A 24,446-nucleotide genomic window follows, 5' to 3' on the forward strand; every position below is an offset into this window, starting at 1 on the left:
GCCATGACAGTCCGTCCCATCGTCATCCACGGCGAACCCGTCCTGCACCGCCGCGCCGCTCCGGTGGAAAAGTTCGACGACGAACTGCGCACCCTGGTCGCCGACATGTACGAAACCATGGACGCGGCCAACGGCGTCGGACTGGCAGCTACGCAGGTGGGCGTGGGGCTGCGCCTCTTTACCTTCGCTTTCCAGAACGACGACGATGCCCCCGACCGCGGCGTCGTCGTCAATCCCGTGCTCATCACCTCCAAGGTTCCCGGCTCCGCCCCGGACCCCGAAGAGGACGCTGAAGGCTGCCTGTCGGTGCCCGGCGAGAATTTCCCCGTGAACCGCGCTGAATGGGTGAAGATTTCCGGCTTCGACGAAAACGGCGCGCCGGTGGAATTCGAGGCCACCGACTGGTTTGCCCGCGTCCTGCAGCACGAGTACGACCACTTGGACGGCAAACTCTATGTGGACAAGCTCAACGACCGGTGGAGCCGCAAGGCCCGCAAGGTGATCAAGGCCCACGGCTGGAACGTTCCGGGGCTGACCTGGATGCCCGGCGTCGACCCGGATCCGTTCGGCCACTAGGAAACCAACCGCCGAAATGGCAGAAGGTGCGCTTCCCAGCTCTGGGAAGCGCACCTTCTGCCATTTCGCGGGTGGAAACCGCTTAGAGCGAGGCGGCCAATTCCTGAACGCGGGGGAAGGCCGGCGGATTCACATGCGCCATTTCCTCCAGCACCCGGATCACCTGGCAGCTGTAACCGAACTCGTTGTCGTACCAGACGTAGAGAACGGCGTTCTTGCCGTTGGAAATGGTGGCCAGGCCGTCGACGATGCCGGCGCGCTTGGAACCCACGAAGTCGGTGGACACGACCTCCGGTGAATCGATGTAGTCGATCTGCTTGTGCAGGTCCGAGTTCAGCGAGGTCTCGCGCAGGAAGGCGTTGATCTCTTCCTTGGTGGTGGCGGTCTCGAAGTTCAGGTTCAGGATCGCCATCGAGACGTCGGGGGTGGGAACGCGGATGGCGTTGCCGCTGAGCTTGCCCGCCAGTTCCGGCAGTGCCTTGGCCACGGCCTTGGCGGCACCGGTTTCGGTGATCACCATGTTGAGGGCGGCGGACCGGCCGCGCCGGTCACCGTTGTGGAAGTTGTCGATCAGGTTCTGGTCATTCGTGAACGAGTGCACCGTCTCAACGTGTCCGTGGATGATGCCGTACTTGTCGTTGAGGACCTTCAGCACCGGGGTGATGGCGTTGGTGGTGCAGGACGCCGCCGTGATGATCTTGTCATCGTCGGTGATCGCCTCGTGGTTGATGCCGTGCACGATGTTCTTGAGGCTGCCCTTGCCCGGGGCCGTGAGCAGAACGCGGGCGACGCCCTTGGCGCGCAGGTGCTGGGCCAGACCTTCTTCGTCGCGCCAGCGTCCGGTGTTGTCGACGACGACGGCGTTGTTGATGCCGAAGGCCGTGTAATCAACGGTCGTCGGGTCGTTGGAGTAGATGACCTGGATCAGGGTGCCGTTGGCCAGGATGGTGTTGTTGGCCTCATCCACGGTGATGGTGCCGTCGAAGGCGCCGTGCACCGAGTCGCGGCGCAGCAGCGATGCACGCTTGACCAGGTCATTGTCCGAGCCCTTGCGGACCACAATCGCGCGCAGGCGAAGTCCCTGTCCGCCGCCGGCGTGGTCGATGAGGATGCGGGCCAGCAGGCGCCCAATCCGGCCAAAGCCGTAGAGCACGACGTCGGTGCTGGTGCGGTCGTCGGCGCCGTGCTTGCCGGCCACTCCGGACAGCTCGGCGCGGAGGAACTCGACGAGGTCCGTTCCGTTGCCCTCGGCCTTGTACTTCAGGCTCAGGCGGGCAAGGTCGATGGACGCCGCACCGAGCTCAAGCTCGGTCAGTGCCTGCAGCAGCGGGTACGTGTCGGAGACCGGCAGCTCCACTTCGTCGATCTGCCGGGCAAACCGGTGCGCCTTGAGGATATCGATGACTGACCGGTTGACCAGCGGCCGGCCGTACACCGAGGTGACCACACTGTTTTCCCGGTACAGCCGCCCGATCAGCGGAATCATTGCCTCGGCGAGGGCCTCGCGGTCCATCCAGGTATCAAGGCAGGCATCGGAGAACTGGCTCAAAGATCTTCACATCCTTCTCTCAGCCGGCACTGCTTTGTGCCGGTTGGTCAACTCGCGTTCGCCCGGGCCCTGCAGCGGTGGCTGCAGAATTATCCGGCGTGCGACGTGTGTCCGAGGCTGCGGACATCCCGCGCCTCGGTCCCTCCAAGTGTATTAGGACACACGTGACGCACTTGCATGTTGCGCGAGATGTTAGTCACACACACTGAGCTGTTACGGTCGCCCGGAAATGCGCTCATCGGTGTTTTTCCCGATGTTCTCCTCCGGAACGGGCTCCAGATCCTCCAGGTTCCGAATGCCGCGCAGCGGCCCGAACGCGGCCACGGCCGGAGCCAGGACGGCAATGGCCAGCCCGGTGATGATGGCTCCGCGGACACCCAGCGGATCCGCGAGTGCTCCGCCGATCACGCCGGCGACGGCCAGCATTCCCCACGTCACCATCCGGGAGGCGGAGCCCAGCCGGCCCAGCATGCTTGGCGGGCAGACCCGCTGCCGGAAGCTGGTGCCCACCACCACGTTCATGGAGATGGCGAACCCGGCCAGGAACAGGCCGGCAAAACCGGGAACCAAGCCCCATCCCGGCGTCATCAGCAGCAGGCAGGAATAGCCCAGCACCGCCGGGACCATCGAGAAGCGCCACACGGTGCCCGATCCCCAGCGCTCGGTGGCCCGCCGGACGGTCAGCCCGCCCAGGGTTCCGCCGAGCGCCGTGGAGGCCGTCAGGAAGCCCAGCATGGCTCCGGACTCCCCCAGGGTGCGCACCACGAAAATCACCATCAGCGATACAACGATGGCCCCGCCCAGGTTCCACAGCGCCCCGGCGAGCAGGATGGTCCGCAGAGGTGCCGTACTGAAGCTGTAGCGAAGGCCCTCCCCCATGTCACGGAAGATCCGGTTCCCGGCGCGCGGAACGGTTGCGGCTTCGGTGACCTTCAGGGTAGCCACCGAGCTCAGGGACGCCACCGAAGCCGCCACCTGCAGCAGGAGCGAATTCGAAGCGCCCCAGACCCCCGTGAGCCAGCCGCCCAGGCCGCGGCCGACGGCGTCTGCCGAAGCGGCTGAGCCCGTCATCAGCCCGTTGCCTTCGATGAGTTCCTCCCGCGGCACGGCCCGCGGGAGCAGCGCAGACTCGGCCAGCATGGAAAAAACGGCAGCCAGGCCGGACAGGAACGACACCACGAACAGCTGCAGGACGGTAAGCCGGTCCATCCAGAACGCCACCGGCAGGGACATCAGCACGGCTATCCGCAGCACCAGGGCCGCCATCACCACTGGTTTTCGGCGGTAGCGGTCCACCAGGGCGCCGATCGGAAGGCCGAACAGCAGCCACGGCAGGAATCCCACACCGGACAGGGCCGCGACGGCAAAGTCGGAAGCATCCAATTCCACGGCTGCGATCAGGGGAAGGGCGACCGCCGCCACGGAGGTACCGAAAATTCCCGCAGTCGACGAAAGCCACAACGCCCGGAAATTCGCATTGCGGAGCACCAGCGGCTGGCGTTTCGTTGGCGTCTGGGACATTGCCACAGAATAGTCCCGGAAACCGCGGGGCCGGGTTAATTGATGCGATCTTTCGCAAATCCTGTGGAAAACCCCGCGCCGGGCGCGCCGGCCTGTTGCCAGGGGAGGAACTTCCGGGGGATAAACAAGGATTTAGTGGGACGGGCTGGCCGATAAGCCGGGTTTTGTATCTCCGGTCCGTTACCGGGCCGGAGGCGGCAATCATCCATCTAGGGGCGCCGTTGCCGGCGCCCTCGAGCGGCCTACCCGAACACCTCGGGCGAGCAGCCCTCAAACGTGTCCTGTATGGCCTTGCTCCGGGTGGGGTTTACCTAGCCGTTCCGGTCACCCGGAACGCTGGTGGTCTCTTACACCACCTTTTCACCCTTACCGAAAGACAGTGGTCCTCACAGGGAGGACACTGCCGACGGCGGTTTCTTTTCTGTGGCACTGGCCTGCGGGTTTCCCCGAGTGGGCGTTACCCACCACCCTGCTCTGCGGAGCCCGGACTTTCCTCGGCGGCACCTTTAAAAAGGAACCAACGCGATCGCCTGGCCAACCCGTCCAGCCTCAATGCTACCGCCTAAACGCGGTTCTCCGGATTCTCATCGGCCGGACCGTGGGCCGGGGACGCGGGCGGGAAAGCGGACGCCGCGGCTCACGTACGATTAATTGGTGCTGATTCTGCTGCCACCCTCCGAAGGAAAAACACCGGCCGTAACCGGTCCCGGCTTCGATCCCGACAAGCTGCACTTCCCGCAGCTCACTGATGCCCGCAAACAGGTGCTCGCTGCGCTGTCCGAGGCCAGCACCGCAGCGGATGCCCACAGCATCCTGGGTGTCGGCCCGTCATTGGCCGCCGAGGTCCGCCGGAACGTTGTGCTCCACGAGGAACCCTGCGCTCCGGCCCACCGCATCTACTCTGGTGTGCTGTATGACGCCCTGGGCTATGCGGAGCTGACCCCCGCCCAGCAGCGCAAGGCCGACGACGCCGTCGTCGTCATCTCCGGCCTGTGGGGTGCGCTGGGCTTCAGCGATCCGATTCCGGCGTACCGGCTTTCCATGGCCGTGAAGCTGCCGGAGACCGGCAAGCTGGCGTCCTTTTGGAAAGCGCATCTGGCCCAGGCCCTTACCGAGCACGCGGCCGGGCATCTGGTGGTGGACTGCAGGTCCAGCACCTACGCTGCGGCTTGGGCTCCGGACCCCTCGACGGCGGCGGCAGTCAGCGTCTTTCAGGTGCGGAACGGCAAACGCACCGTGGTTTCGCACTTCGCCAAGCACACCCGGGGCGAGCTCGCCCGGCATCTGCTCACGCGGGCCGGCAGCGACCCGGCCACTCCCGAACAGCTGCTGGCGGCAGCTCAGGAAAAGTGGGAGGCGGAACTGGTGCCGGCCACTGCCCGCAAGCCGTTCCAGCTGAACATCATCCTGCCGGGCTAGTCCTGTTCAGCAGGGCTAGTCCTGTTCAGCAGGTCCGTCGGCAACCAGCTCCACTTCGAACCCCTCGCTGTTTTCCAGGTAGGCGGCGTAGTGCTCCGGCCCGCCCGCATGGGGATGCCGGTCGGCAAAGAGCAGCGTCCAGCCGTGGCTTGCCGCGCGCCGGGCGAGCAGCTCGACGTCGGCGGGCGTTCCGGCGCGGAACGCCAGGTGGTTCAGGCCCGGCCGGCGACGCTCATGGTTGGCGTCCGCCACGTCCGGCCCCGCTTCGATGACGAGATAGCTGTGCTCTCCCTGCCATTTGGCCCCGGAATCCCACGCGTCGGTGCGCAGGTAGCCCAGCCGTTCCAGCAGCCAGCCCAGCGAGGCTTCGGCCGCCGGAAAGTCCCGAACCCAGATCTCGGCGTGGTGCAGCCGCCCCGACGGGGACGGCGCCGCGGCAGACGCCTGTTCGGCTGCCGGCTGCGCGGCGGTTGCCCCCGCTGCAGCGGTTTCCGGAGATGCCTCCGGAGATGCTTCCGGAGCCGGCGCGGCGTCAGCGAATGCCACACCGCCCTTGAGCGCCAGACCGCCCTTGTGCACCCACGGAATTCCGGCCATGCCGGCGTCCATGGCTTCGTTGGAGAGCCTGTCGGCGTCCTTGTTGATTTCACGCGGAATCCACTGGTACTTCACCCGGCGCGGATTGACGATCGCCCGCGCCTTCGCAGCCAGCCGCTGCATGTCCTCGTGCTTGATCTTCCAGCGCCCGCTCATCTGCTCCACAACGAGCTTGGAGTCCATCTTGGCGAGGATCCAGCAGTCGGGGTCGATCTCATGCGCCATTTCCAGGGCAGCCAGCAGGCCGGAGTACTCGGCCACGTTGTTGGAGGCCTTTCCGATGTACTCGGCTTTTTCGGCGAGGATGGCTCCGGTATCGGGGTCGCGCACCAGCGCACCGTAGCCGGCGTGCCCGGGGTTGCCGCGGGAACCGCCGTCGGCCTCCACAATCAGCGTGCGCCGGACGCCGCCCGCGGCCTGGCCGGCAGGTGATTCGGTGCCGGAAGGCGCGGCGGGAGCGTCAGACGGGTCAAACAGGGTCACGGATCAGCTGCCCCACTCAGCGGAACGCACCAGGATGCAGCCGGAGTCGGGGCAGAACACAATGTCGTCCTCGGCGGCCTTGCGGATGTCGGCGAGGTCTCCGGGGCTCAGCTGCATACCGGACCCTTCGGAGGTTCCGTTGAACAGGCGTGCAGCGCCGATGCCGTTCTTGGCCAGTGTCTTTTCGTAGATTGCCAGCAGCGCCGGTTCAAAGGTGGCGGCCAGTTCCTCACGCTCGGCGACGACGGTGAGGCGTTCGGCTTCGATCTCGGCCAGTTCGGCGTCGCGCGCCTGCTCCAGCTCCGACACCTCGGCGTCGATGGCCTGTGCTGCCTGCCGGAACTGCTCCTCGGCGGCCTTGGCGGCCTCCAGGCGTTCCATGACTTCCAGTTCCACGTCTTCCAGATCGGAGCGCCGGCGCTGCAGCGATTCCATTTCGCTCTGCAGGGCGGTGAGCTCCTTGGAGGTGCCCATGCCGCTGTCCAGGTGTTTCCGGTTGCGGTCGATGCGGGCCACCACTGACGCGACGTCGGCCTCCGCACGGGTCAGTTCGCGGGTGACGTCGGCTGCCTCAGTGGAGGCGGCCACGAGCTTGCTCTGCGCCGCTGCCCGCTGCAGCCCAAGTTCCGCGATGGCCGAGTTGTCGCTGACGCTGCGAGCCCGGTTCCGGAGTTTACGAACGTTACTGTCCAGAGCCTGCAAATCGAGCAGCCGCAGCTGCTCCGCCGACGATGCTTTTGCCACCGAAAAACCTCCACCTATGACCGGACCAACCTGGCCGGTTCCTCCCCTAGCCTATGCCAAGGGCGCAGATCAGTTCAGCCCGGGGGTCAGCACAAAGTCCCATGGATCGGTGTTGGTGCCGCTGATTCGGATCTCCGCTGCGAAGCCCTGATCGTTGAGCATGTTCTCCAGGGCGTTGGCTGCGGGGGTCAACCACAGCCATTCACTGCCGAAATGGGAGACGTCGATCAGGTAGGGCCGTCCGTTGACGGCCGCTTCGCGCGCCTCGGATGCCGGATGGTGGCGCAGGTCGGCTGTGACGTAAACGTCAGCCTTATGCCGGCGCACGGCGTCGAAAAGGCTGTCTCCGGCACCGCCGCAGACGGCAACCCGGCGGACGAGGCCGTGCGGATCTCCGGCCACGCGGACGCCGCCGGCCACGGCGGGCAGGATGCTGAAGACCAGTTTGGCGAAGTCCGCCAGGGTGGTGGCTTCGGACAGCTCCCCCACCCGGCCGATGCCTTCCTCGGGCAGTCCGTCCTCGGCGCGAACCAGGGGCACGACCCCGTGAAGGCCGAACGCGTCGGCCAGGACGTCCGATACTCCGCCGACGGCGCTGTCGCCGTTGGTATGCACTGTCAGCAGCGCGCATCCGCCTTCGATGAGGCGGTGGACGGCGTCGCCCTTGAATCCGGTGCCGGCCACCGAATGGACCGGCTTCAGGAACAGAGGATGGTGGGTCACCAGCAGGTCAGCACCCCAGTCGAGGGCTTCGTCGATCACCTCGGCGGTGGGGTCCACGGCAAAGAGAATGCGTTCGACGGCGCGGAACGGGCGTCCGGCCACCAAACCGACGGCATCCCAGCCCTCGGCCAGGGTTTCGGGCCACAGTTCCTCGGCGGCCAGCAGCACATCTCCCAGGGTGGGCACGGAGGCTGCCGCCGTTGCGGCCGGTTCCGGGTTTGCCGCGGCGTGCTGGTCCGGTTCCGTTCCCGGTGCCGCCGGTTCGCTGCCTTCGGCGGGCTTGTTTGTTTCCATGGTTTCAGTTGTACCCGCTCGGCAACCCGCGCTCAATTCGGCCGTGCCGTGCCGCACCCGGTTCCCGGCGCGGAGAGCGGACGGTTCCCGGCACCGGGAATTCTTCCGGGCGTGCGCGCATTGATAGAGGGTATGAAGACCTATGTACTTGGCGGAGGATGCTTTTGGTGCCTCGACGCCCTATATCAAAAGACCCGCGGAGTGACCGAAGTTGTTTCCGGTTACACCGGCGGGCAGACCGCCCATCCGGACTACCGCAGCGTCTGTTCGGGAACCACGGGCCACGCGGAGGTTGTTGCAGTGACCTTTGATGAGGACATTATTCCGGGTGAAGTGATCCTGGACATGTTCTTCATCTCCCACGACCCCACCACCCTGAACCGTCAGGGCTACGACGTCGGAACCCAGTACCGTTCTTCGATGTTCTATACGAACGAGACGGAGCGCGAGGAATTCGAGAAGGCCCGGGACCGCGCCCAGGCACACTGGGACAATCCCATCGTGACGGAAATCTCGCCGCTGCCGGAGTTCCATGTGGCGGAATCCGAACACCAGAACTTCTACGCCAAGCACCCCGAGGTGGGCTACTGCCAGGTGATCATCAACCCCAAGCTCGCCAAGGCGAGGAAATATTACGCCGAATGGCTTGACAACTGACTCTTGTACATGCTTGGCGATAGGCTTGAGCGGGCCCCGCTGCGTGTATTTACCAGCGGCGTTTGAGCCGCAAGGCTTCCAGAACACCCACAACGGATAGAGGACACACCATGGGACGGATTTACGACGACGTGACGCAGCTGGTCGGCGGCACGCCGCTGGTAAGGCTGAACCGGCTGACGGCAGGCCTTGACGCCGAGGTTGCGGTCAAGCTCGAGTTCTACAACCCCGCCAACAGCGTGAAGGACCGGATCGGCGTGGCCATCGTCAACGCCGCGGAAGAGGCCGGCGCACTGAAGCCCGGCGGCACGATCGTCGAGGGCACCTCCGGCAACACCGGCATCGCTCTGGCCATGGTGGGTGCCGCCCGCGGCTACAAGGTCATCCTGACAATGCCGGAGACCATGTCCACCGAGCGGCGCGTCATGCTCCGCGCCTACGGCGCCGAGATTGTCCTGACACCGGGCTCCGAAGGCATGCGCGGCGCCGTGGACAAGGCCAAGGAGATCGTGGCCAACACCGAGAACGCCATCTGGGCCCAGCAGTTCGCCAACGCTGCCAATCCGGAGGTCCACCGCCAGACGACGGCGGAGGAGATCTGGGAAGACACCAACGGCAAGGTGGACATCTTTGTGGCCGGGGTCGGCACCGGCGGCACCGTCACCGGCGTCGGGCAGGTCCTGAAGAAGCGCAAGCCCGGCGTGCAGATCGTCGCCGTGGAGCCCAAGGACTCCGCCATCCTCAACGGCGGCTCTCCGGGACCGCACAAGATCCAGGGCCTGGGTGCCAACTTTGTTCCCGAGGTGCTCGACACCGAGATCTATGACGAGGTCATCGATGCTTCGATCGAGGACTCCGTGGCCACCGCACGGGCGCTGGGCACGCAGGAGGGAATCCTCGGCGGCATTTCCTCGGGAGCCATTGTCTGGGCGGCCCTTGAGCTGGCCAAGCGGCCGGAAAACGCCGGTAAGCTGATTGTCGCCGTGGTCTGCGATTTCGGTGAGCGTTACATCTCCACCGTTCTGTACGACGACATCCGGAACTGAGACCCGTTCAATTCCCGGCTCCCACCGGGATCCGCCCGAGCAGAAAGTCCTCTGTGAGCCTGTTTGCACGCCTGCGTGAAGACCTCGACGCCGCGGCGTCCCATGACCCGGCCGCGCGCGGGTCGCTCGAGAACATTGTGATCTACTCGGGGCTTCACGCCATCTGGATGCACCGCCTGACCCACAGGATGTGGGCCCGGCCGGGGCTGCGTTTTCCGGCCCGGGTGCTCTCCCAGGCAACCCGCTTCGCCACCGGAATTGAAATCCATCCCGGGGCGACCATTGGCCGGCGCTTCTTCATTGATCACGGGATGGGCGTGGTGATCGGTGAGACGGCGGAGATCGGCAACGACGTCATGCTCTATCACGGCGTGACCCTCGGCGGGCGTTCCCTGGCCCGGATCAAGCGGCACCCCACCATCTGTGACGGCGTCACCGTGGGCGCCGGCGCGAAGATCCTGGGCCCGGTGACCATCGGCAAGAACAGCGCCGTCGGCGCCAACGCCGTCGTCGTGAAGGATGCTCCGGCCGATTCCATCATCACCGGAATCCCGGCCCGTTGGCGGCACCGCCATGTGAAAGAGACCCAGCCGGCCGTGGACCCGGCCGAGTACATCGACCCCGCAATCTACATCTGACGGTTCTGCCTCTGGCTGCTGCCCGGGCGTCCCGCCCGGACATTTGGCACCAACGGCAAAAGGCCGCCGGCACCCTTGGATTTCCCAGGGTGCCGGCGGCCTTTTTTGCTGTTCTGCGGGTGCTCGGTCCGCGGGTGCTAGTGGGTGTCCACCGCCGAGATCTCGGAGTGGTCACCGCTCCACAGCGTGTGGAAGGTCCCCTCGTCGTCCACGCGGTGATACGTGTGGGCGCCGAACAGGTCCCGCAGGCCCTGGGTCAGGGCGGCGGGCAGGCGCTTGCGGCGCAGGCCGTCGTAGTAGGCCAGCGATGAGGAGAAGACGGGCACCGGGATGCCCAGCTGGACCGCAACGGACACCACACGGCGCCAGGCCGGCAGGGCGGCGGCAATGGACTCGGCGAAGGCCGGGGCCAGCAGCAGGTTGGCCGGTGCGGAGTCGCCTGCGTAGGCCTTCATAATGTCATCGAGCAGTTCCGCGCGGATGATGCAGCCGGCGCGCCACAGCGACGCGATCTCATCAAGCTTCAGGTCCCAGCCGTACGTCTTGGCGGCGCTGGTGAGCATGTCGATGCCCTGGGCGTAGCTGACCAGCTTGGAGGCGTACAGTGCCTGCCGGACGTCCTCCACGAAGGTCTCGGGCAGCTCAACGGCAGCTTCGCCGCCAGCAAGGATGCCCTGGGCCTCTTCGCGCTGGCCGCGCTGCGAGGACAGTGCCCGGGCAAAGACTGATTCAGCAATCGCCGACACGGGCGAGCCCAGGTCCAGGCCCGAGACCACAGTCCAGCGGCCGGTGCCCTTCTGGCCGGCGGAGTCCACGACGACGTCGACAAACGGCTTGCCGGTCCGGGCATCGGTGTGCGCCAGGACCTCAGCGGTGATTTCGATCAGGAAGGAGCTGAGCTGACCGGTGTTCCACTCGGTGAAAATCTTGGCCTGTTCGGCCGGCTCGATGCCTGCGGCTGAGCGCAGAAGGTCATAAGCTTCCCCGATGACCTGCATGTCAGCGTATTCGATGCCGTTGTGGACCATCTTCACGAAGTGGCCGGCACCGTCGGTGCCGATCCAGGTGCAGCAGGGCTTGCCGTCGTACGTGGCGGCGATCTTTTCCAGCATCGGACCCAGGGAGTCGTAGGACTCTTTGGAGCCTCCGGGCATGATGGACGGGCCCAGCAGGGCACCTTCCTCGCCGCCGGACACTCCGACGCCCACGAAGTGCAGGTCCTTTTCGGCCAGTGCGGCCTCGCGGCGGCGGGTGTCCTCGTAGTGCGAGTTGCCGGCGTCGATGACAATGTCACCGGCTTCCAGCAGCGGCACCAGCTTCTCGATCACCGAGTCAACGGGCGCCCCGGCCTTGACCATGATCAGGACCCGGCGCGGCTTTTCGAGTGAATCAACCAGCTCCTGCAGGGATTCGGTGCGGATGAAGTCTCCTTCGTCCCCGTGCGCGGACAGCAGTGCGTCAGTCTTCTCGATCGACCGGTTGTGAAGGGCCACGGTGTACCCGTTCCGGGCCAGGTTCCGGGCCAGGTTTGCGCCCATTACTGCCAGACCGGTGACGCCAATTTGTGCGCTCAAGTTTTCTCCAGAATTCTTTGGGGCCCCAGCCAGGGGCCACGGCGATCGGCGCTCACCCGCCGTCTTTACCCACAAGCCTATGCTTCAGGCCCGCCGGCCCGCCACACTGCGTCGTCCGTGTCGCCTGCGGCAGGCGGGGTGCCCGGGGTTCCGGTGGTTTCGAAGGAGTTGATGACGCTGGCTACGTCCTCCACCACCGAAACTCCGTCTTCCATCGTCTCGGTCCCGGAGGTCAGGACCACCACCGCGTACTCCGCTCCGCCGCTGCGGACGAATCCGAGGCTTCCGACGTTCCAGGTCAGGTCATCGTCCTGCAGCCAGCCGTTTTTCAGGGCGACTTCGGCGCCGCCGGCCGGCAGTCCGGCACTGATCCCCCACTGCTGGTCGGCCTCCACGTTTTCCATTAGTTCGACGGCGTATGCCTGCAGGTCGCTGTTGATCCAGTCCACGCCGTCGAGCACTGCGCGGGCGACCTTGAGCTGGTCCTCGACGCCGGTGGCATTGGCGCCCCAGATCTCGGCTGCCTGGGTTTCCGTCACGCCGAGCAGCTCATAGGTCCGGGACAGCTCCGGCGCACCTCCGACGGCCTGGTAAAGCGTGGTGGTGGCGTTATTGTCGCTGTATTCGATCATCATCACGGCGAGGTATTCCTCTTCCAGGGTCAGCTCGCGCTCCTGCTCGGTGGCCTGGCGCAGCAGGGTCAGCAGGATGGGAACTTTGACCAAGCTGGCTTCGAGGTATTCGGCGGTTGGGTTGTAGTACCAGGCCCGGCCGGTGGCGGTCTCGTAGACGGCCGCGGAGATTTCGGCGTCGGCCTGGTCCGCGTACTTGTTCAGCGCGGCGTCGAGCTGCTCGGCCTCATCCGCAGGGAGGGAATCGGGATTGGCAGGTTCCGTGGTGGCCTCGACCGGCGCCGGATCTTCCTCGGCGGCCGGCAGGCCCGTGCAGCCGGCGGTGAGCGGGAGCAGCAGCGCGGCCGCTGCCGCAAGTGAGCGCCGGAGTGTAGTACGGGTAAAGGCTGTAGACATGTCTGCACCCCCTGTTCCTGTTTGTACCTGAGGTTCGCGTTTGAGGGTTTGCGCTTGCAGTTTGCACTTGCGCCGGTGAGCTGCGGTCCGGGTTCCGGCGGAATGCTTCTCTATCTGGATAGCAGAGAACTCTGTCCGGAAACTATGTAGCCGCCGGTCTGCCGCGCAGGGCCGCCGCAGCCGGAACTGCCGCGTGGCGAACTTCACGGTTCGGGGCCTGATGAAAACGGGCCTGATGAAGACTGCGCTGTCCGCCGGCGTCACCCGGACCCTGCCGTGCCCGGGGCTGAAGCTGGCCGGTCCGTTTTGACTTCACCGGAGAGACCTGATTCGGTTGCAGGGCGGCTGGCCGGCTCATCGGGCCTCGGACTGGCCGTACGCAAACTGTGCCGGATGCCGCTTTCGCCGTTTCCTGCCGGCAGAACCTGCCGCCCCTTTCTCCTGACGGATTGAATCCGGGCGCCACACTTCAGCTTCCCCTTTTGCGCGGCCGCGCGCCGCTTATCCCCGTCCTCCGGACCCGGAAATCCTCGCTGCGGCATCGAGGCCCCTGAATCGAGGAGACATATGACACAACGGGTAGGAATCATTGGGGCCGGTCCCAGCGGAATGGCACAGCTGCGCGCCTTCGAATCGGCTCGCGCGCTCGGTGCTGAAGTTCCGGACATTGTCTGCTTCGAAAAACAGTCGGATTGGGGCGGCCAGTGGAACTACAGCTGGCGGACAGGACTGGACGGGGCAGGCGAGCCGGCGCATTCAAGCATGTACCGCCACCTCTGGTCCAACGGCCCCAAAGAATGCCTCGAGTTCGCTGATTACAGCTTTGACGAGCACTTCGGCCGCCCGATTTCCTCCTATCCCCCGCGGGAGGTCCTTTTTGACTACATCAAGGGCCGGGTCGAAAAGAGCGACGTGCGAAAGTACGTCCGCTTCAACACCGTGGCCCGATGGGTTTCCTGGGGCGAGGAGGCGGCGGAGTTCACCGTTCAAGTGGAAGACCTGGTCACGGGCAACACCGAAACCCACGTCTTCGATACGCTGGTGGTCGCCATCGGGCACTTCTCCAGCCCTGTGGTCCCGGAGTTTCCCGGAATCAATACCTTCCCCGGCGAGGTCCTGCACGCGCACGACTTCCGCGGCGCCGAACGCTTCGCCGGCCGCAACATCCTCATGATCGGCAGCAGCTATTCGGCCGAGGACATCGGCTCGCAGGCCTACAAGATGGGAGCCAGCTCGGTCACCATCAGCTACCGCAGCCACGAACTTGGTTATGACTGGCCGGAGGGCATCGAGGAACGTCCGCTCGTGACCGGCTTCGCGGGCAGCACCGCGCAGTTTCTGGACGGCAGCACCAAGGAGGTGGACGCCGTCGTGCTGTGCACCGGCTACCGCCACACCTTCCCGTTCCTACCCTCGGAGCTCTCCCTGGTGTCCCGGAACGTCCTCTATCCCGCAGACCTCTACAAGGGCGTCCTGTGGCAGGACAACCCGAACCTGATCTACCTGGGCATGCAGGACCAGTACTACACGTTCAATATGTTCGATGCGCAGGCCTGGTACGCCCGCGACGTCATCATGGGCAGAATAACGGTGCCGACGGCGCAGGAACGCGCGGCGGACATCGCCGGCTGGCTTTCAGCGCAGGACGCACTGGTCACGCACGACGACGGCGCCGACTTCCAGACTGCCTACGTCCGGGACCTCATCGACCGCACCGACTACCCCGACTTCGACCTGGCCGCCGTCTCAGAGCTGTTCAAGGCCTGGATGCAGGACAAGCAGCGGGACATCATGGGCTACCGCGACGTCGTGCATCCTTCGGTGATCACCGGGACCATGGCGCAGCAGCACCATACACGCTGGATCGAGGCGATGGATGACAGCCTGGCTGCCTATTTGGCGCCGGCGGACGGGACTGCTGCGGCGGTTCCGGAGTCAGAATCCGGAGCGGACCGGCTCCCGGTTCCCCTTCCCGTGTCCTAACTGTCCGCTGCGGCCGGGAAACGCCGCGCCGAGGACCTGCAGACACAAACAGAAAACCCCGCCGTCCGGAACCGGACGACGGGGTTTTCGTTGTACCGCTGTACTTCTGCGGTGGGTCCTACCGGGATCGAACCGATGACATCCACGGTGTAAACGTGGCGCTCTACCAGCTGAGCTAAAGACCCTTTGTGACCGTTATGCCTTTCAAGATCTCCTTGATCAGCGCCGCATCACGAGGAATTACTTTACCGGACGGATGAGGATTTCTCCTAATCAGCGCCAAAATCGTGCGACAGGTCGGGCAGTTCCGCCGCCAAATACTCCAACGCGGTGGCCACTCCCGCCTCTATTTTCAGATCCGCGAGGTCATCCCCACGGGTGGATCCGCGGTTGATGATCACCACTGGCTTGCCGCTCTTGTGTGCGTGCTTGACGAACCGCAGTCCGCTCATCACCGTCAGCGACGAACCGGCGACCAGCAGCGCGTCGGCGGCGTTGAGCATGGCGAAGGCCGCGGCCACCCGGTCGCGGGGAACGTTTTCGCCGAAATAGACGAAGTCCGGCTTGAGCAGACCGCCGCAGACGGGGCAGCCGGCCACCACGAAATCCTCGGTGTCCGCGACGTCCGCATCGGCGTCGGGCGCGATGTCGCCATCGAGCCGGGTGCGCTCCAGGAAGCCGGGGTTCAATTCCTCGAGTAACCGGGCCACGGTCTGGCGGGAATATCGGGTGCCGCAGTCCAGGCACAGGACGCGGTCAAAGCGCCCGTGCAGGTCGACGGCGAGGGCACTGCCGGCGTCGGCATGCAGCCGGTCCACGTTCTGGGTAATCAGGCCGGTGGTCAGGCCCCGGCGTTCCAAGCGGGCGACGGCGGCGTGGCCGGCATTGGGGAGGGCGTGGCGCAGATGGTGCCAGCCAACATGGTTCCGTGCCCAGTAGCGGCGGCGGAGCTCGGGGTCCCCCACGAACTCCTGGTACGTCATGGGCTTGCGCGGCGGGGCTTCAGGTCCCCGATAGTCGGGGATGCCCGAATCCGTGCTCATGCCGGCACCGGTCAGGACAGCCAGGCGGCGGCCGCTCAACAACTGCACCGCCCGGCGGAGCAGGCGTTCCTCGTCGGGCGTGGGCGCAGGGGCCGACGGTGTCGGCTCCGAGCGGACAAATCCGGTGAGCCCCAGTCCGGGCCTTCCCTGCCCGGATCCGGCCTGTCCGGAAGAAACCGGTCCGGAGGAAACTTGTCCGGCGGAAGGTGAATCGAAGAACTGAGGTGCGTTGGTCATTCCGAAGGCATCTCCTTGAGGGCGTCCAGATAGGCCTGCAGGGGACGGGGAGTGCCGGGATCCGACCGGATCTCGGTGTGGATCAGGCCTCTACCATCGATGATAAAGGAGGCCCGGACCGGACGTCCCAAATCGGCGTCGAACGCCTGGTAGGCATCCGCCACCTGGCCGTGCGGCCAGAAATCGGCCAGCAGGTCGAAGGAATAGCCGCGCTGCTGCGCATAGGCACGCAGGGCGTATTTTGAGTCACAGGACACCGCCAGCAACCGGGAGCCCGCCCGGGCGATCTCATCCCGGGCACCCTGAAGCTCATCCAGCTCTCCGGTGCACACACCCGAGAAAGCAAAGGGGTAGAACACGAGAACGACGGGTGTTCCCCGAAGAGCGGACAGGGAAACCGGTTCGCCAAACTGATTGGGCAGCGAAAAGTCCGGCGCCGGCCGCTGCGGTGCAGCAGCCGGAACCGGACTTCGACGCAAAGCGGGTGCTACTTCTTGCGGCGGGCGACCAGGCGGGTTGCTGCCCAGTCGCTGCTGACCGCCGCGGATGTCGTGACGTGCAGGCCGGATGTAGGCGCGGCTTCCTCAATGTCAGCCGGGGGGACGTACCCGACCCGTCCGGATTTGGGGGTCAGGACCCAGACGACTCCGCCGTCGTCGAGGGTGGTGATGGAATCCACCAGCGCGTCCACCAGGTCCCCGTCGTCGGCCCGCCACCAGAGGATGACTCCGTCTACGACGTCGTGGTCCTCTTCCGTCAGGAGCTCGCTCCCCACCAAGTCCTCGAGGCCGTCGCGGAGGTCAAAATCGACGTCCTCGTCGTAACCGAATTCCTGAATCAGGTCTTGGTCTTTGAAACCCAATCTTCCCGCCACGTTCTTATCCGTGACGGCTTCGGCCTCGCTCACTTCACTCCTCCTGGTTGACTGCATAAATACAAGGGAATCACATATTTGGACGAGATGTGGTGTCTAGGACACAAGCCAACACCTTTTGTCCGCAACGTACAAGGTTCCGGCGGCAAGGTATCGCGTGTACGCCGGCGCCGGACAGCCAATAGCGAACGGGCTACGCAACAGCCACTCAGCGGGACTAGAGTGGGAGACATAGGCTCCGGAGGCACCAGCATCCGCACAGCCACAGTGCTCGTCCGGTGAAAGAACCGGATCCCCACAGACGTATTCGTGCAGACGCAATCTGTACATGAAAGAGGTTTGCCGTGGCCGCAGAAGACACAACGGACATCCTGAGCGGGTTAACCAACCAGCTTCCGGACCGTGACCCCGAGGAGACCGCGGAATGGATGCAGTCGCTGGATGAACTGATCCGTTCCCAGGGCACCGAAAGGGCTCAGTACATCATGCGTTCGCTGCTCCAGCGCGCCGGTGCACAGTCAGTGGGCGTACCAATGGTCACCACGACTGATTATGTGAACACCATCCCGGTGGACCAGGAACCGGAATTCCCCGGTGACGAGGAAGTTGAGCGCCGCTACCGCGCTTGGCTGCGCTGGAATGCCGCCATCATGGTGCACCGCGCGCAGCGTCCGGGAATCGGCGTCGGCGGGCACATTTCCACCTACGCAGGTGCTGCAACCCTGTACGAAGTGGGCATGAACCACTTCTTCCGGGGCAAGGATCATCCGGGCGGCGGAGACCAGATTTACTTCCAGGGTCACGCCTCCCCCGGCATGTACGCGCGCGCCTTCCTGGAAGGCCGCCTGTCCGAGGAAGACATGGACGGGTTCCGGCAGGAGAAGTCCCGCGAGGGACACGCCCTGTCCTCCTACCCGCACCCGCGCTCCATGCCCGACTTCTGGGAATTCCCCACGGTGTCAATGGGCATCGGCCCCATGAACGCGATCTATCAGGCCCAGTCCAACCGGTACCTGCAGAACCGCGGAATCAAGGACACATCGGATCAGCATGTCTGGGCTTTCCTGGGCGACGGCGAAATGGACGAGCCCGAGTCGCGCGGCCTGCTCCAGCTGGCTGCCAACGACAAGCTCGACAACCTCACCTTCGTGGTCAACTGCAACCTGCAGCGCCTCGACGGACCGGTGCGCGGCAACGGCAAGATCATGCAGGAACTTGAGGCATTCTTCCGCGGTGCCGGCTGGAACGTCATCAAGGTTGTCTGGGGCCGCGAGTGGGACTCGCTCCTCGAGAAGGACAAGGACGGCTCGCTGGTGGAGATCATGAACTCCACCCCGGACGGCGATTACCAGACCTACAAGGCCGAGAACGGCGGATTCGTCCGCGACCACTTCTTCGGCAAGACCCCTGAGACCAAGGAACTCGTCGCGAACCTCACCGACGAGGAAATCTGGAACCTCAAGCGCGGCGGCCACGACTACCGCAAGGTGTACGCGGCCTACAAGGCAGCCACTGAGTTCAAGGGCAAGCCGACTGTCATCCTGGCCCACACGGTCAAGGGTTACGGCCTGGGCACGCACTTCGAAGGCCGCAACGCCACGCACCAGATGAAGAAGCTGACCCTGGATGACCTGAAGGCCTTCCGCGATCACCTCCGCATCCCGATCAGCGATGAGGACCTCGAGCGCGATCCCTACCAGCCGCCGTACTTCAACCCGGGCGCTGACACTCCCGAGATCCAGTACATGCTGGAACGACGGCGTGAGCTGGGCGGCAACGTCCCGGAGCGCCGGGTCAAGCACGCCCCTCTGGCACTGCCCGGCGACAAGGCCTACGAGGTCGCCAACCGCGGTTCCGGCAAGCAGATGGCCGCCACCACCATGGCCTTCGTGCGCCTGCTCAAGGACCTGATGCGGGACAAGGAGTTCGGCAAGCGGATTGTGCCGATCATTCCGGATGAGGCCCGGACCTTCGGTATGGACTCGTTCTTCCCGACGGCGAAGATCTACAACCCCAAGGGACAGAACTACCTTTCCGTGGACCGCGACCTGGTCCTGGCGTACAAGGAGTCCCCGCAGGGCCAGATCGTGCACGTGGGCATCAACGAAGGAGGCTCCATTGCTGCGTTCACCGCGGCCGGCACCTCCTACGCCACCCACGGCGAGCCGCTGATTCCGGTCTACGTCTTCTACTCGATGTTCGGATTCCAGCGCACCGCAGACTACATCTGGGCGGCTACCGACCAGATGGCCCGCGGCTTCCTGATTTCCGCAACCGCGGGACGGACCACCCTGACCGGCGAGGGCCTGCAGCACGCTGACGGCCACTCCCCGATCCTGGCTTCGACCAACCCGGCTGTGAAGACCTACGACCCGGCTTACGGATACGAGATCGGGCACATCATGCGCCACGGTCTTGAGGAGATGTACGGTCCGGATTCCGAGGATCCGAACGTCATCTACAACATCATGGTTTACAACGAGCCGATCCTGCAGCCGAAGGCTCCCGCTGAGCTGGACGTCGAAGGAATCATCAAGGGCATCTACCTGTTGGCTCCGGCAAAGATCGATGGCCCGCGCGCCCAGCTGCTGGCCTCCGGTGTTGCAGTGCCGTGGGCCCTGGAAGCTCAGCAAATCCTGGCCGATGACTGGGGCGTTTCCGCCGATGTCTGGTCCGTGACGTCGTGGAACGAACTTCGCCGCGATGGCCTGGCCGCCGAGGAAGATGCCTTCCTGCATCCCGACGCCGAGCCCCGCGTGCCGTTCGTGACCAAGCAGCTGGCCGGTGCCACCGGTCCGATTGTCGCGACCACCGACTACATGAAGGCCGTTCCGGACCAGATCCGGCAGTTCGTGCCCAACGAATTCGCCACTCTGGGTGCCGACGACTTCGGGTTTGCCGATACTCGGGCCGCAGCACGCCGGTACTTCAAGATTGATTCGCACTCCATGGTCGTTCGGACCCTGGAAATGCTCGCCCGCCGCGGCGAGGTCGACGCCAGCGCGCCGACTGAAGCGATCAAGAAGTACGACCTGCTCAACGTCAACGCAGGAACCTCCGGCAACGCCGGCGGCGACGCGTAACGTTTGCTGATCTCCTGCTCGCAGGAGTGAAGAAAAGAACCGCCGCATCCGCGGCGGTTCTTTTCTTTTGTCCGGATCCTGACCTTTTGTCTGGATCCTGATCTTTTGCCTGGATCCTGAGGACCCTAGAAGGGTGGCGGGTCGCCTCCGTAGTCGTCCGGATCGTCTTGAGCACTTGGAGCACTCGGAGCACTCGGACCGCCGGGGGCGCTTGGAGCACTGGGGGCGCTTGGAGCGCCGGCATCATTGGCCCGTGATGGATCAACGCCCGTCGTGTTGCCTCCGCGATTCGCCTGGCCACCATTCGCCTTGATACCCGCTTGCAGTCCGCTGGCACCATCACAGGTTTCCTGAGAGCCCTTACCGGTTTCCCGGGACAGGCTCAGTTGCGGTTCCGTGCGGTAACACCTGCCGCCCGGCGAGGTCCACTCAATCACCCCGGGACGAGGCTGCCTGGCCTTCCAGAACCCTTCGGATTTGAACATGTGATGCCGCCGGCACAAATGCTCCAAATTGTCATGATCCGTCGGCCCGCCCCGAGCCCAGGGCTTGGTGTGATCGATCTCGGAAATCACCGCATTGGTCCGGCACCCCGGGAACCGGCAGGTCCCGTCCCGCACCCGCAGAACCCGCTTCAATCCGTCGGGGACCTTCCGCCGTTTCCCGACCCGCAGGATCTCCTCGGTGTCCGGATCGCGTTCCACCGGTGTCCATTTCATGGCCTCGCGGGCCATCCGCCGGGCCGTTACGGGGCTGATCGGTCCGTATCCGTTCAGTTCCGCCGGCTGGTCATCGGCGCCGAAGAGGGTTTCGGCGTTGATCAGCACCAGAATCTCCGTCCGCGCCCGGGGACCATGGCCAATCCGGCAGGACCCGGACCCCTTCCCGGAGCTGGAACCGGAACCGGACCCCTTACGACGGCCCTTGCCCCTCTTGCCGCCGGCACCCGCACCACTGCCGCCGCTGTCTCCGCCCCTCCGACCACGGCCACCTTTGCTGCCTTTGCCACGGCCGCCACCACCGTTTCCGTTGCTGCAGTCGTCCTCGCACTCATGGTCGTGACCGCCCAACAGATCCGTGAGAATGTCCGTGCGCAACTGATCCACCGACCGGGGATCCCCAGCCGCCTGCTCACCCCGAGCCGCAACACTGAGCTGAGTAAAAATCGCTTGGGCTTTCTCGGCCGGCAGCAACGCCGAGAGCCAGGACATCCCGTCCGGCTCCGGACGCACCCACACCGTCCGCTGCTCAAACGCCGTCGCCTGCCGCTGCACAATGGTCTCCGGATAATACTTCTCCCGCAACCGGTGCGCCTTCACCCGGAACTGGGTTCTGGTCTGGCCCGCCGCCATCCCCAGCAACTCCGCCTCGAACCCGGGCAACTCCCCCGGCACCACGCCCACACACTGCTCCACCAAGGTCTCCGCATGCCCGTAACTGATCTGCCCGGACTCCAACGCCTTCAGCGTGGCCGTGTTCCTGGTGCAGAGATCACCGGCCTGACTCATCAACGCCTTGCCCGTACCGGCAGGCACCCCCAGAATGGTCGCTGCTTCCTCCGCAGCGAGACTGAACGCCATCTCCGCGTCCCGCAACCCGGTAACGGACAGCGTCTCGTCCTCGTAAACGGTCTGCAGCCGGGACAGGACCCGAGCCTGCTGCGCCTGCACCCACCGCGACAAATGATTGAGCCGGGCCAACACCGTCCCGGTTTGCTCCTCGGTCAACGACTCCACGTCCTGCAGGACCAGGGATCCGTTCAACCCATTATCAGGCTCACCTCCGGCAACCCCAGGCTCGGCGACAAAGACGAATCGGCTGCAACCTGCAGCCTCACCGCCGGTGCCGGGAGTCCCGGTCGAAGATCCGTTCTGATCCATGACTAAAGCCTTTCACCCGGCACTGACATTTCCGGTTCCAAAGACTCCAAAACAGCCCGAAAACCACCCCGAAACAGCCCCACACAGGCCCTTATCCGGGCAATCAGATACCCGTCTTTTTCACCGAATTACTTGTATCGGCATCAAACCCGCCAATCAGATGAAATGGGCGGCCGGCCAGCGCGCAAGCCAACGCCGTTGGGTTCCGTGCCAGCTCCAGCCAGACGGCCAGCCAGCCAGCCAGCCAGCCAGCCAGAGCAACCTACATCTCGGTTTCGGACACCAGATTGATGTGTGCCTGCATCGCTTCCGCCGCGGCCGCAGGGTCCCCCGCCTGGATGGCATCGGCAATCGCACGGTGGGATTCGAGCGACTGCTCCGGACGTCCGGGCTGACCCAGGGAAGCCAGCCGCGTTTCACGCACCAGCTCGGAAATGAACGTCATCATGGACGCCAAGATCGAGGAGTGCGCCGCGACAGCAACCGCCTGATGAAAGAGCTCATCTCCCTCGGTCCCGCGGCTGCCGTCAGCAATCTCAGCGGCCATGACATCAAGGGCGGCATTAACGGCAGCCAGGTCCTCGGAGGTGCGGCGCTCTGCGGCGAGCGCGGCCAGCTTCACTTCCAGGGTGCTGCGGGCCTCCACGATTTCCGGCATCCGGTCCCGGTGTTCGCGCAGCTCCCGCAGCACTGACGCCACACTGGGCCGATACACCAGGACGGCTCCGGTGCCGTGCTGCACATCAATGACTCCGAGCACCTCCAGAGCCACCAGTGCCTGCGCCAGTGTGGCACGGGAAACCCCCATGCGTTCGGCCAGATCCCGCTCCGCCGGGAGAAGGTCACCGGGACCCAAGCCTGTCGAGGCGATGAACCCCAGAAGCTGCTCCACCAGTCGCTCATACAGCCGGGGCCGTGAAACCCGAACAAACTTGCCGTCACCGCTGCCGGACATGGCCACCTCTCTCTACACTTCACCGGGCGTCCGCGCGGTCGGAATGAGTCTAGCCAGCAATTGACAAGAGGCCCAGAGTCTAAGAGGCTAGTCCAGTGGCGAATGTGGGGTCCGTCACACTTTTTGCACTCCGGCCGCCGACACTGGGCTGGGCCGGGATCTTCGACGTAGGGAACAACGATGTCCGCTCCAATCCTCTCCATCCTGATACTGGTGGCCATGTTCCTCCTGGCCACGGTACTGCCCCTGAACATGGGGGCCCTGGCGTTTGTCGGCGCCTTCCTGCTGGGCTTCGTCTTCCTCGACATGAGCACCGACGACATCCTGGCCAACTTTCCCGGCGGCCTGTTCCTGACGATTGTCGGCGTAACCTACCTCTTCGCCATAGCGCAGAACAACGGCACCATCGATCTGCTTGTCCGCGGAGCTGTTCGACTCGTCGGCAACCGGGTGGCACTGATTCCGTGGATCATGTTCGCCATTACCGCCGTCATCACGGCCGTTGGCGCCCTGTCGCCGGCAGCCGTCGCCATCGTGGCCCCGATCGCCCTCGGCTTTGCAGCCAAGCACAAGATCAACCCCCTGATGATGGGCATGATGGTGGTGCACGGCGCGCAGGCCGGCGGTTTCTCCCCCATCGCCGTGTACGGCGTCACGGTCAACGGCATCATCGGCGCAACGGACCTGGAGTCCAGCCCCTTTGCCGTGTTCATGGCCAGCCTGCTCTTCAACACGTTCATCGCCCTGATCCTGTTCTTCGTCCTGGGCGGCAGCAAACTGCGCAGCAGCACCGCGGGCGGTTTCGTGGAGCAGGTCGCCGAAGCACGGATGAACCTCAGCGCCGCAGGCCGCGCCGACGTGGCCTTCAAGGGCTTCGGCTCCGACATTTACGGCCCGCGTGACCCCGCCGGAGACGGCATCGGGGCCACCAAGACCCGCCGCGAACTGTTCCCGCAGATCGTAACCATCGCAGGGCTGATAGCTCTCGCCGTGATCGCCCTCGGCTTCAAGGTCGACGTCGGTTTTGTCTCCATCACCATCGCCATGATCCTTGCCCTGGTTTCCCCGCAGGCCCAGAAGGGCGCGATCAACAAAATCAGCTGGACCACAGTCCTGCTCATCTGCGGCATGCTCACATTTGTTGGCGTGCTGCAGGAAGCGGGCACCGTCGAGTACGTGTCCGACGCCGTCGTCGGCCTGGGCATGCCGCTGCTGGCCGCCCTGCTCATTTGCTACATCGGCGCCGTCGTCTCGGCCTTTGCCTCCTCCACAGCCATCCTCGCGGCACTGATCCCGCTGGCCGTCCCCTTCCTCGCCTCCGGTGAGATCGGCGCCGTCGGCCTCATCTGCGCACTGGCCGTGTCCTCCACCATCGTGGATGTTTCGCCCTTCTCCACCAACGGCGCCCTGGTGCTGGCCAATGCCCCCGAGGGCCTGGACAAGGACCGCTTCTACAAGCAGATTCTCAGCTACAGCGGAATCATCGTTGTCGCCGGGCCGCTGGTGGCCTGGCTGGTCATGGTGGTGCCCGGCTGGCTCTAA

20 protein-coding genes, 1 tRNA gene and 1 other RNA gene are annotated in these 24,446 nt (G+C 64.9%); 8 read left to right on the forward strand and 14 right to left on the reverse strand.

The annotated features are described in order from the left end of the window. Window positions 1–3 precede the first annotated feature (3 nt). Window positions 4–576, forward strand: a complete 573-nt coding sequence (locus QNO08_RS11350) for a peptide deformylase (RefSeq protein WP_229965390.1) — start codon at window positions 4–6, stop codon at window positions 574–576. Between the two features lie 82 nt (window positions 577–658). Here the strand turns inward: QNO08_RS11350 and QNO08_RS11355 are convergent, their stop codons facing one another. From QNO08_RS11355 to rnpB, 3 genes are all read right to left on the reverse strand, one after another. Continuing rightward, complete coding sequence (locus QNO08_RS11355; RefSeq protein WP_269439156.1) at window positions 659–2,125, reverse strand: glyceraldehyde-3-phosphate dehydrogenase; 1,467 nt, start codon at window positions 2,123–2,125, stop codon at window positions 659–661. Between the two features lie 213 nt (window positions 2,126–2,338). Then, window positions 2,339–3,646: an MFS transporter gene (locus QNO08_RS11360; protein WP_229965389.1), complete on the reverse strand. Its 1,308-nt coding sequence runs from the start codon at window positions 3,644–3,646 to the stop codon at window positions 2,339–2,341. Between the two features lie 137 nt (window positions 3,647–3,783). After that, window positions 3,784–4,188, reverse strand: an RNA gene (gene rnpB / locus QNO08_RS11365) — RNase P RNA component class A. Between the two features lie 112 nt (window positions 4,189–4,300). Between rnpB and QNO08_RS11370 the strand changes: the two genes are divergently transcribed. Beyond that, entirely contained in the window at window positions 4,301–5,065 is a 765-nt protein-coding gene (locus QNO08_RS11370) for a YaaA family protein (RefSeq protein ID WP_229965388.1), read from the forward strand. Window positions 5,066–5,080: 15 nt separating this feature from the next. On the opposite strand, the gene QNO08_RS11375 is transcribed toward QNO08_RS11370, so the two are convergent. The 3 genes from QNO08_RS11375 to QNO08_RS11385 form a co-directional block, all read right to left on the reverse strand. Continuing rightward, the gene (locus QNO08_RS11375) at window positions 5,081–6,145 is read right to left on the reverse strand and encodes a reverse transcriptase-like protein (RefSeq protein WP_442860481.1); all 1,065 of its coding nucleotides are present in this window, start codon (window positions 6,143–6,145) and stop codon (window positions 5,081–5,083) included. Window positions 6,146–6,148: 3 nt separating this feature from the next. Continuing rightward, window positions 6,149–6,889, reverse strand: coding sequence for a zinc ribbon domain-containing protein (locus QNO08_RS11380; protein ID WP_229965387.1), 741 nt, complete (start codon window positions 6,887–6,889; stop codon window positions 6,149–6,151). 69 nt (window positions 6,890–6,958) lie between these two features. Then, window positions 6,959–7,906 (reverse strand): Nif3-like dinuclear metal center hexameric protein, encoded by a 948-nt coding sequence (locus QNO08_RS11385; RefSeq protein WP_229965386.1) that lies wholly within the window; start codon window positions 7,904–7,906, stop codon window positions 6,959–6,961. Between the two features lie 132 nt (window positions 7,907–8,038). Between QNO08_RS11385 and msrA the strand changes: the two genes are divergently transcribed. From msrA to epsC, 3 genes are all read left to right on the forward strand, one after another. Next, complete coding sequence (gene msrA, locus QNO08_RS11390; protein ID WP_229965767.1) at window positions 8,039–8,563, forward strand: peptide-methionine (S)-S-oxide reductase MsrA; 525 nt, start codon at window positions 8,039–8,041, stop codon at window positions 8,561–8,563. A gap of 110 nt (window positions 8,564–8,673) precedes the next feature. Then, window positions 8,674–9,609 carry a cysteine synthase A gene (cysK, locus tag QNO08_RS11395; protein WP_229965385.1) on the forward strand — a complete coding sequence of 312 codons (936 nt, stop codon included), beginning with the start codon at window positions 8,674–8,676 and terminating at the stop codon, window positions 9,607–9,609. Between the two features lie 53 nt (window positions 9,610–9,662). Beyond that, window positions 9,663–10,247 carry a serine O-acetyltransferase EpsC gene (epsC, locus tag QNO08_RS11400; protein WP_229965384.1) on the forward strand — a complete coding sequence of 195 codons (585 nt, stop codon included), beginning with the start codon at window positions 9,663–9,665 and terminating at the stop codon, window positions 10,245–10,247. A 137-nt stretch (window positions 10,248–10,384) separates the two neighbouring features. Here the strand turns inward: epsC and gnd are convergent, their stop codons facing one another. Further along, entirely contained in the window at window positions 10,385–11,821 is a 1,437-nt protein-coding gene (gnd, locus tag QNO08_RS11405) for an NADP-dependent phosphogluconate dehydrogenase (protein WP_229965383.1), read from the reverse strand. Window positions 11,822–11,898: 77 nt separating this feature from the next. Beyond that, window positions 11,899–12,849, reverse strand: a complete 951-nt coding sequence (locus tag QNO08_RS11410) for a serine hydrolase (RefSeq protein ID WP_229965382.1) — start codon at window positions 12,847–12,849, stop codon at window positions 11,899–11,901. Window positions 12,850–13,416: 567 nt separating this feature from the next. Here QNO08_RS11410 and QNO08_RS11415 point away from each other — a divergent pair. After that, complete coding sequence (locus QNO08_RS11415) at window positions 13,417–14,832, forward strand: trimethylamine monooxygenase (protein WP_229965381.1); 1,416 nt, start codon at window positions 13,417–13,419, stop codon at window positions 14,830–14,832. Window positions 14,833–14,944: 112 nt separating this feature from the next. On the opposite strand, the gene QNO08_RS11420 is transcribed toward QNO08_RS11415, so the two are convergent. The 4 genes from QNO08_RS11420 to QNO08_RS11435 all read right to left on the reverse strand — a co-directional run bounded on the left by QNO08_RS11420 (window position 14,945) and on the right by QNO08_RS11435 (window position 17,019). Beyond that, a tRNA-Val gene (locus tag QNO08_RS11420) sits at window positions 14,945–15,017 on the reverse strand. Window positions 15,018–15,101: 84 nt separating this feature from the next. Continuing rightward, window positions 15,102–16,112: an NAD-dependent protein deacetylase gene (locus tag QNO08_RS11425; RefSeq protein ID WP_229965380.1), complete on the reverse strand. Its 1,011-nt coding sequence runs from the start codon at window positions 16,110–16,112 to the stop codon at window positions 15,102–15,104. Then, window positions 16,109–16,591, reverse strand: coding sequence for a redoxin domain-containing protein (locus QNO08_RS11430; RefSeq protein WP_229965379.1), 483 nt, complete (start codon window positions 16,589–16,591; stop codon window positions 16,109–16,111). The genes QNO08_RS11425 and QNO08_RS11430 overlap by 4 nt, the downstream gene beginning before the upstream one ends. An 8-nt stretch (window positions 16,592–16,599) precedes the next feature. Beyond that, the gene (locus QNO08_RS11435; protein ID WP_229965378.1) at window positions 16,600–17,019 is read right to left on the reverse strand and encodes a DUF3052 domain-containing protein; all 420 of its coding nucleotides are present in this window, start codon (window positions 17,017–17,019) and stop codon (window positions 16,600–16,602) included. Window positions 17,020–17,330: 311 nt separating this feature from the next. Here QNO08_RS11435 and aceE point away from each other — a divergent pair, with 311 nt between their 5' ends. Beyond that, complete coding sequence (gene aceE, locus QNO08_RS11440) at window positions 17,331–20,069, forward strand: pyruvate dehydrogenase (acetyl-transferring), homodimeric type (RefSeq protein ID WP_284015745.1); 2,739 nt, start codon at window positions 17,331–17,333, stop codon at window positions 20,067–20,069. A 125-nt stretch (window positions 20,070–20,194) separates the two neighbouring features. Here the strand turns inward: aceE and QNO08_RS11445 are convergent, their stop codons facing one another. Both QNO08_RS11445 and QNO08_RS11450 read right to left on the reverse strand, forming a co-directional pair. Then, entirely contained in the window at window positions 20,195–21,949 is a 1,755-nt protein-coding gene (locus tag QNO08_RS11445; RefSeq protein ID WP_229965377.1) for an HNH endonuclease signature motif containing protein, read from the reverse strand. A 262-nt stretch (window positions 21,950–22,211) separates the two neighbouring features. Beyond that, complete coding sequence (locus tag QNO08_RS11450) at window positions 22,212–22,904, reverse strand: FadR/GntR family transcriptional regulator (RefSeq protein ID WP_229965376.1); 693 nt, start codon at window positions 22,902–22,904, stop codon at window positions 22,212–22,214. A 180-nt stretch (window positions 22,905–23,084) separates the two neighbouring features. Between QNO08_RS11450 and QNO08_RS11455 the strand changes: the two genes are divergently transcribed. Beyond that, entirely contained in the window at window positions 23,085–24,446 is a 1,362-nt protein-coding gene (locus tag QNO08_RS11455) for an SLC13 family permease (RefSeq protein WP_229965375.1), read from the forward strand.

Origin of the sequence: Arthrobacter sp. zg-Y820 (genome assembly GCF_030142155.1) — a bacterium.
Lineage (GTDB): Bacteria > Actinomycetota > Actinomycetes > Actinomycetales > Micrococcaceae > Arthrobacter_B.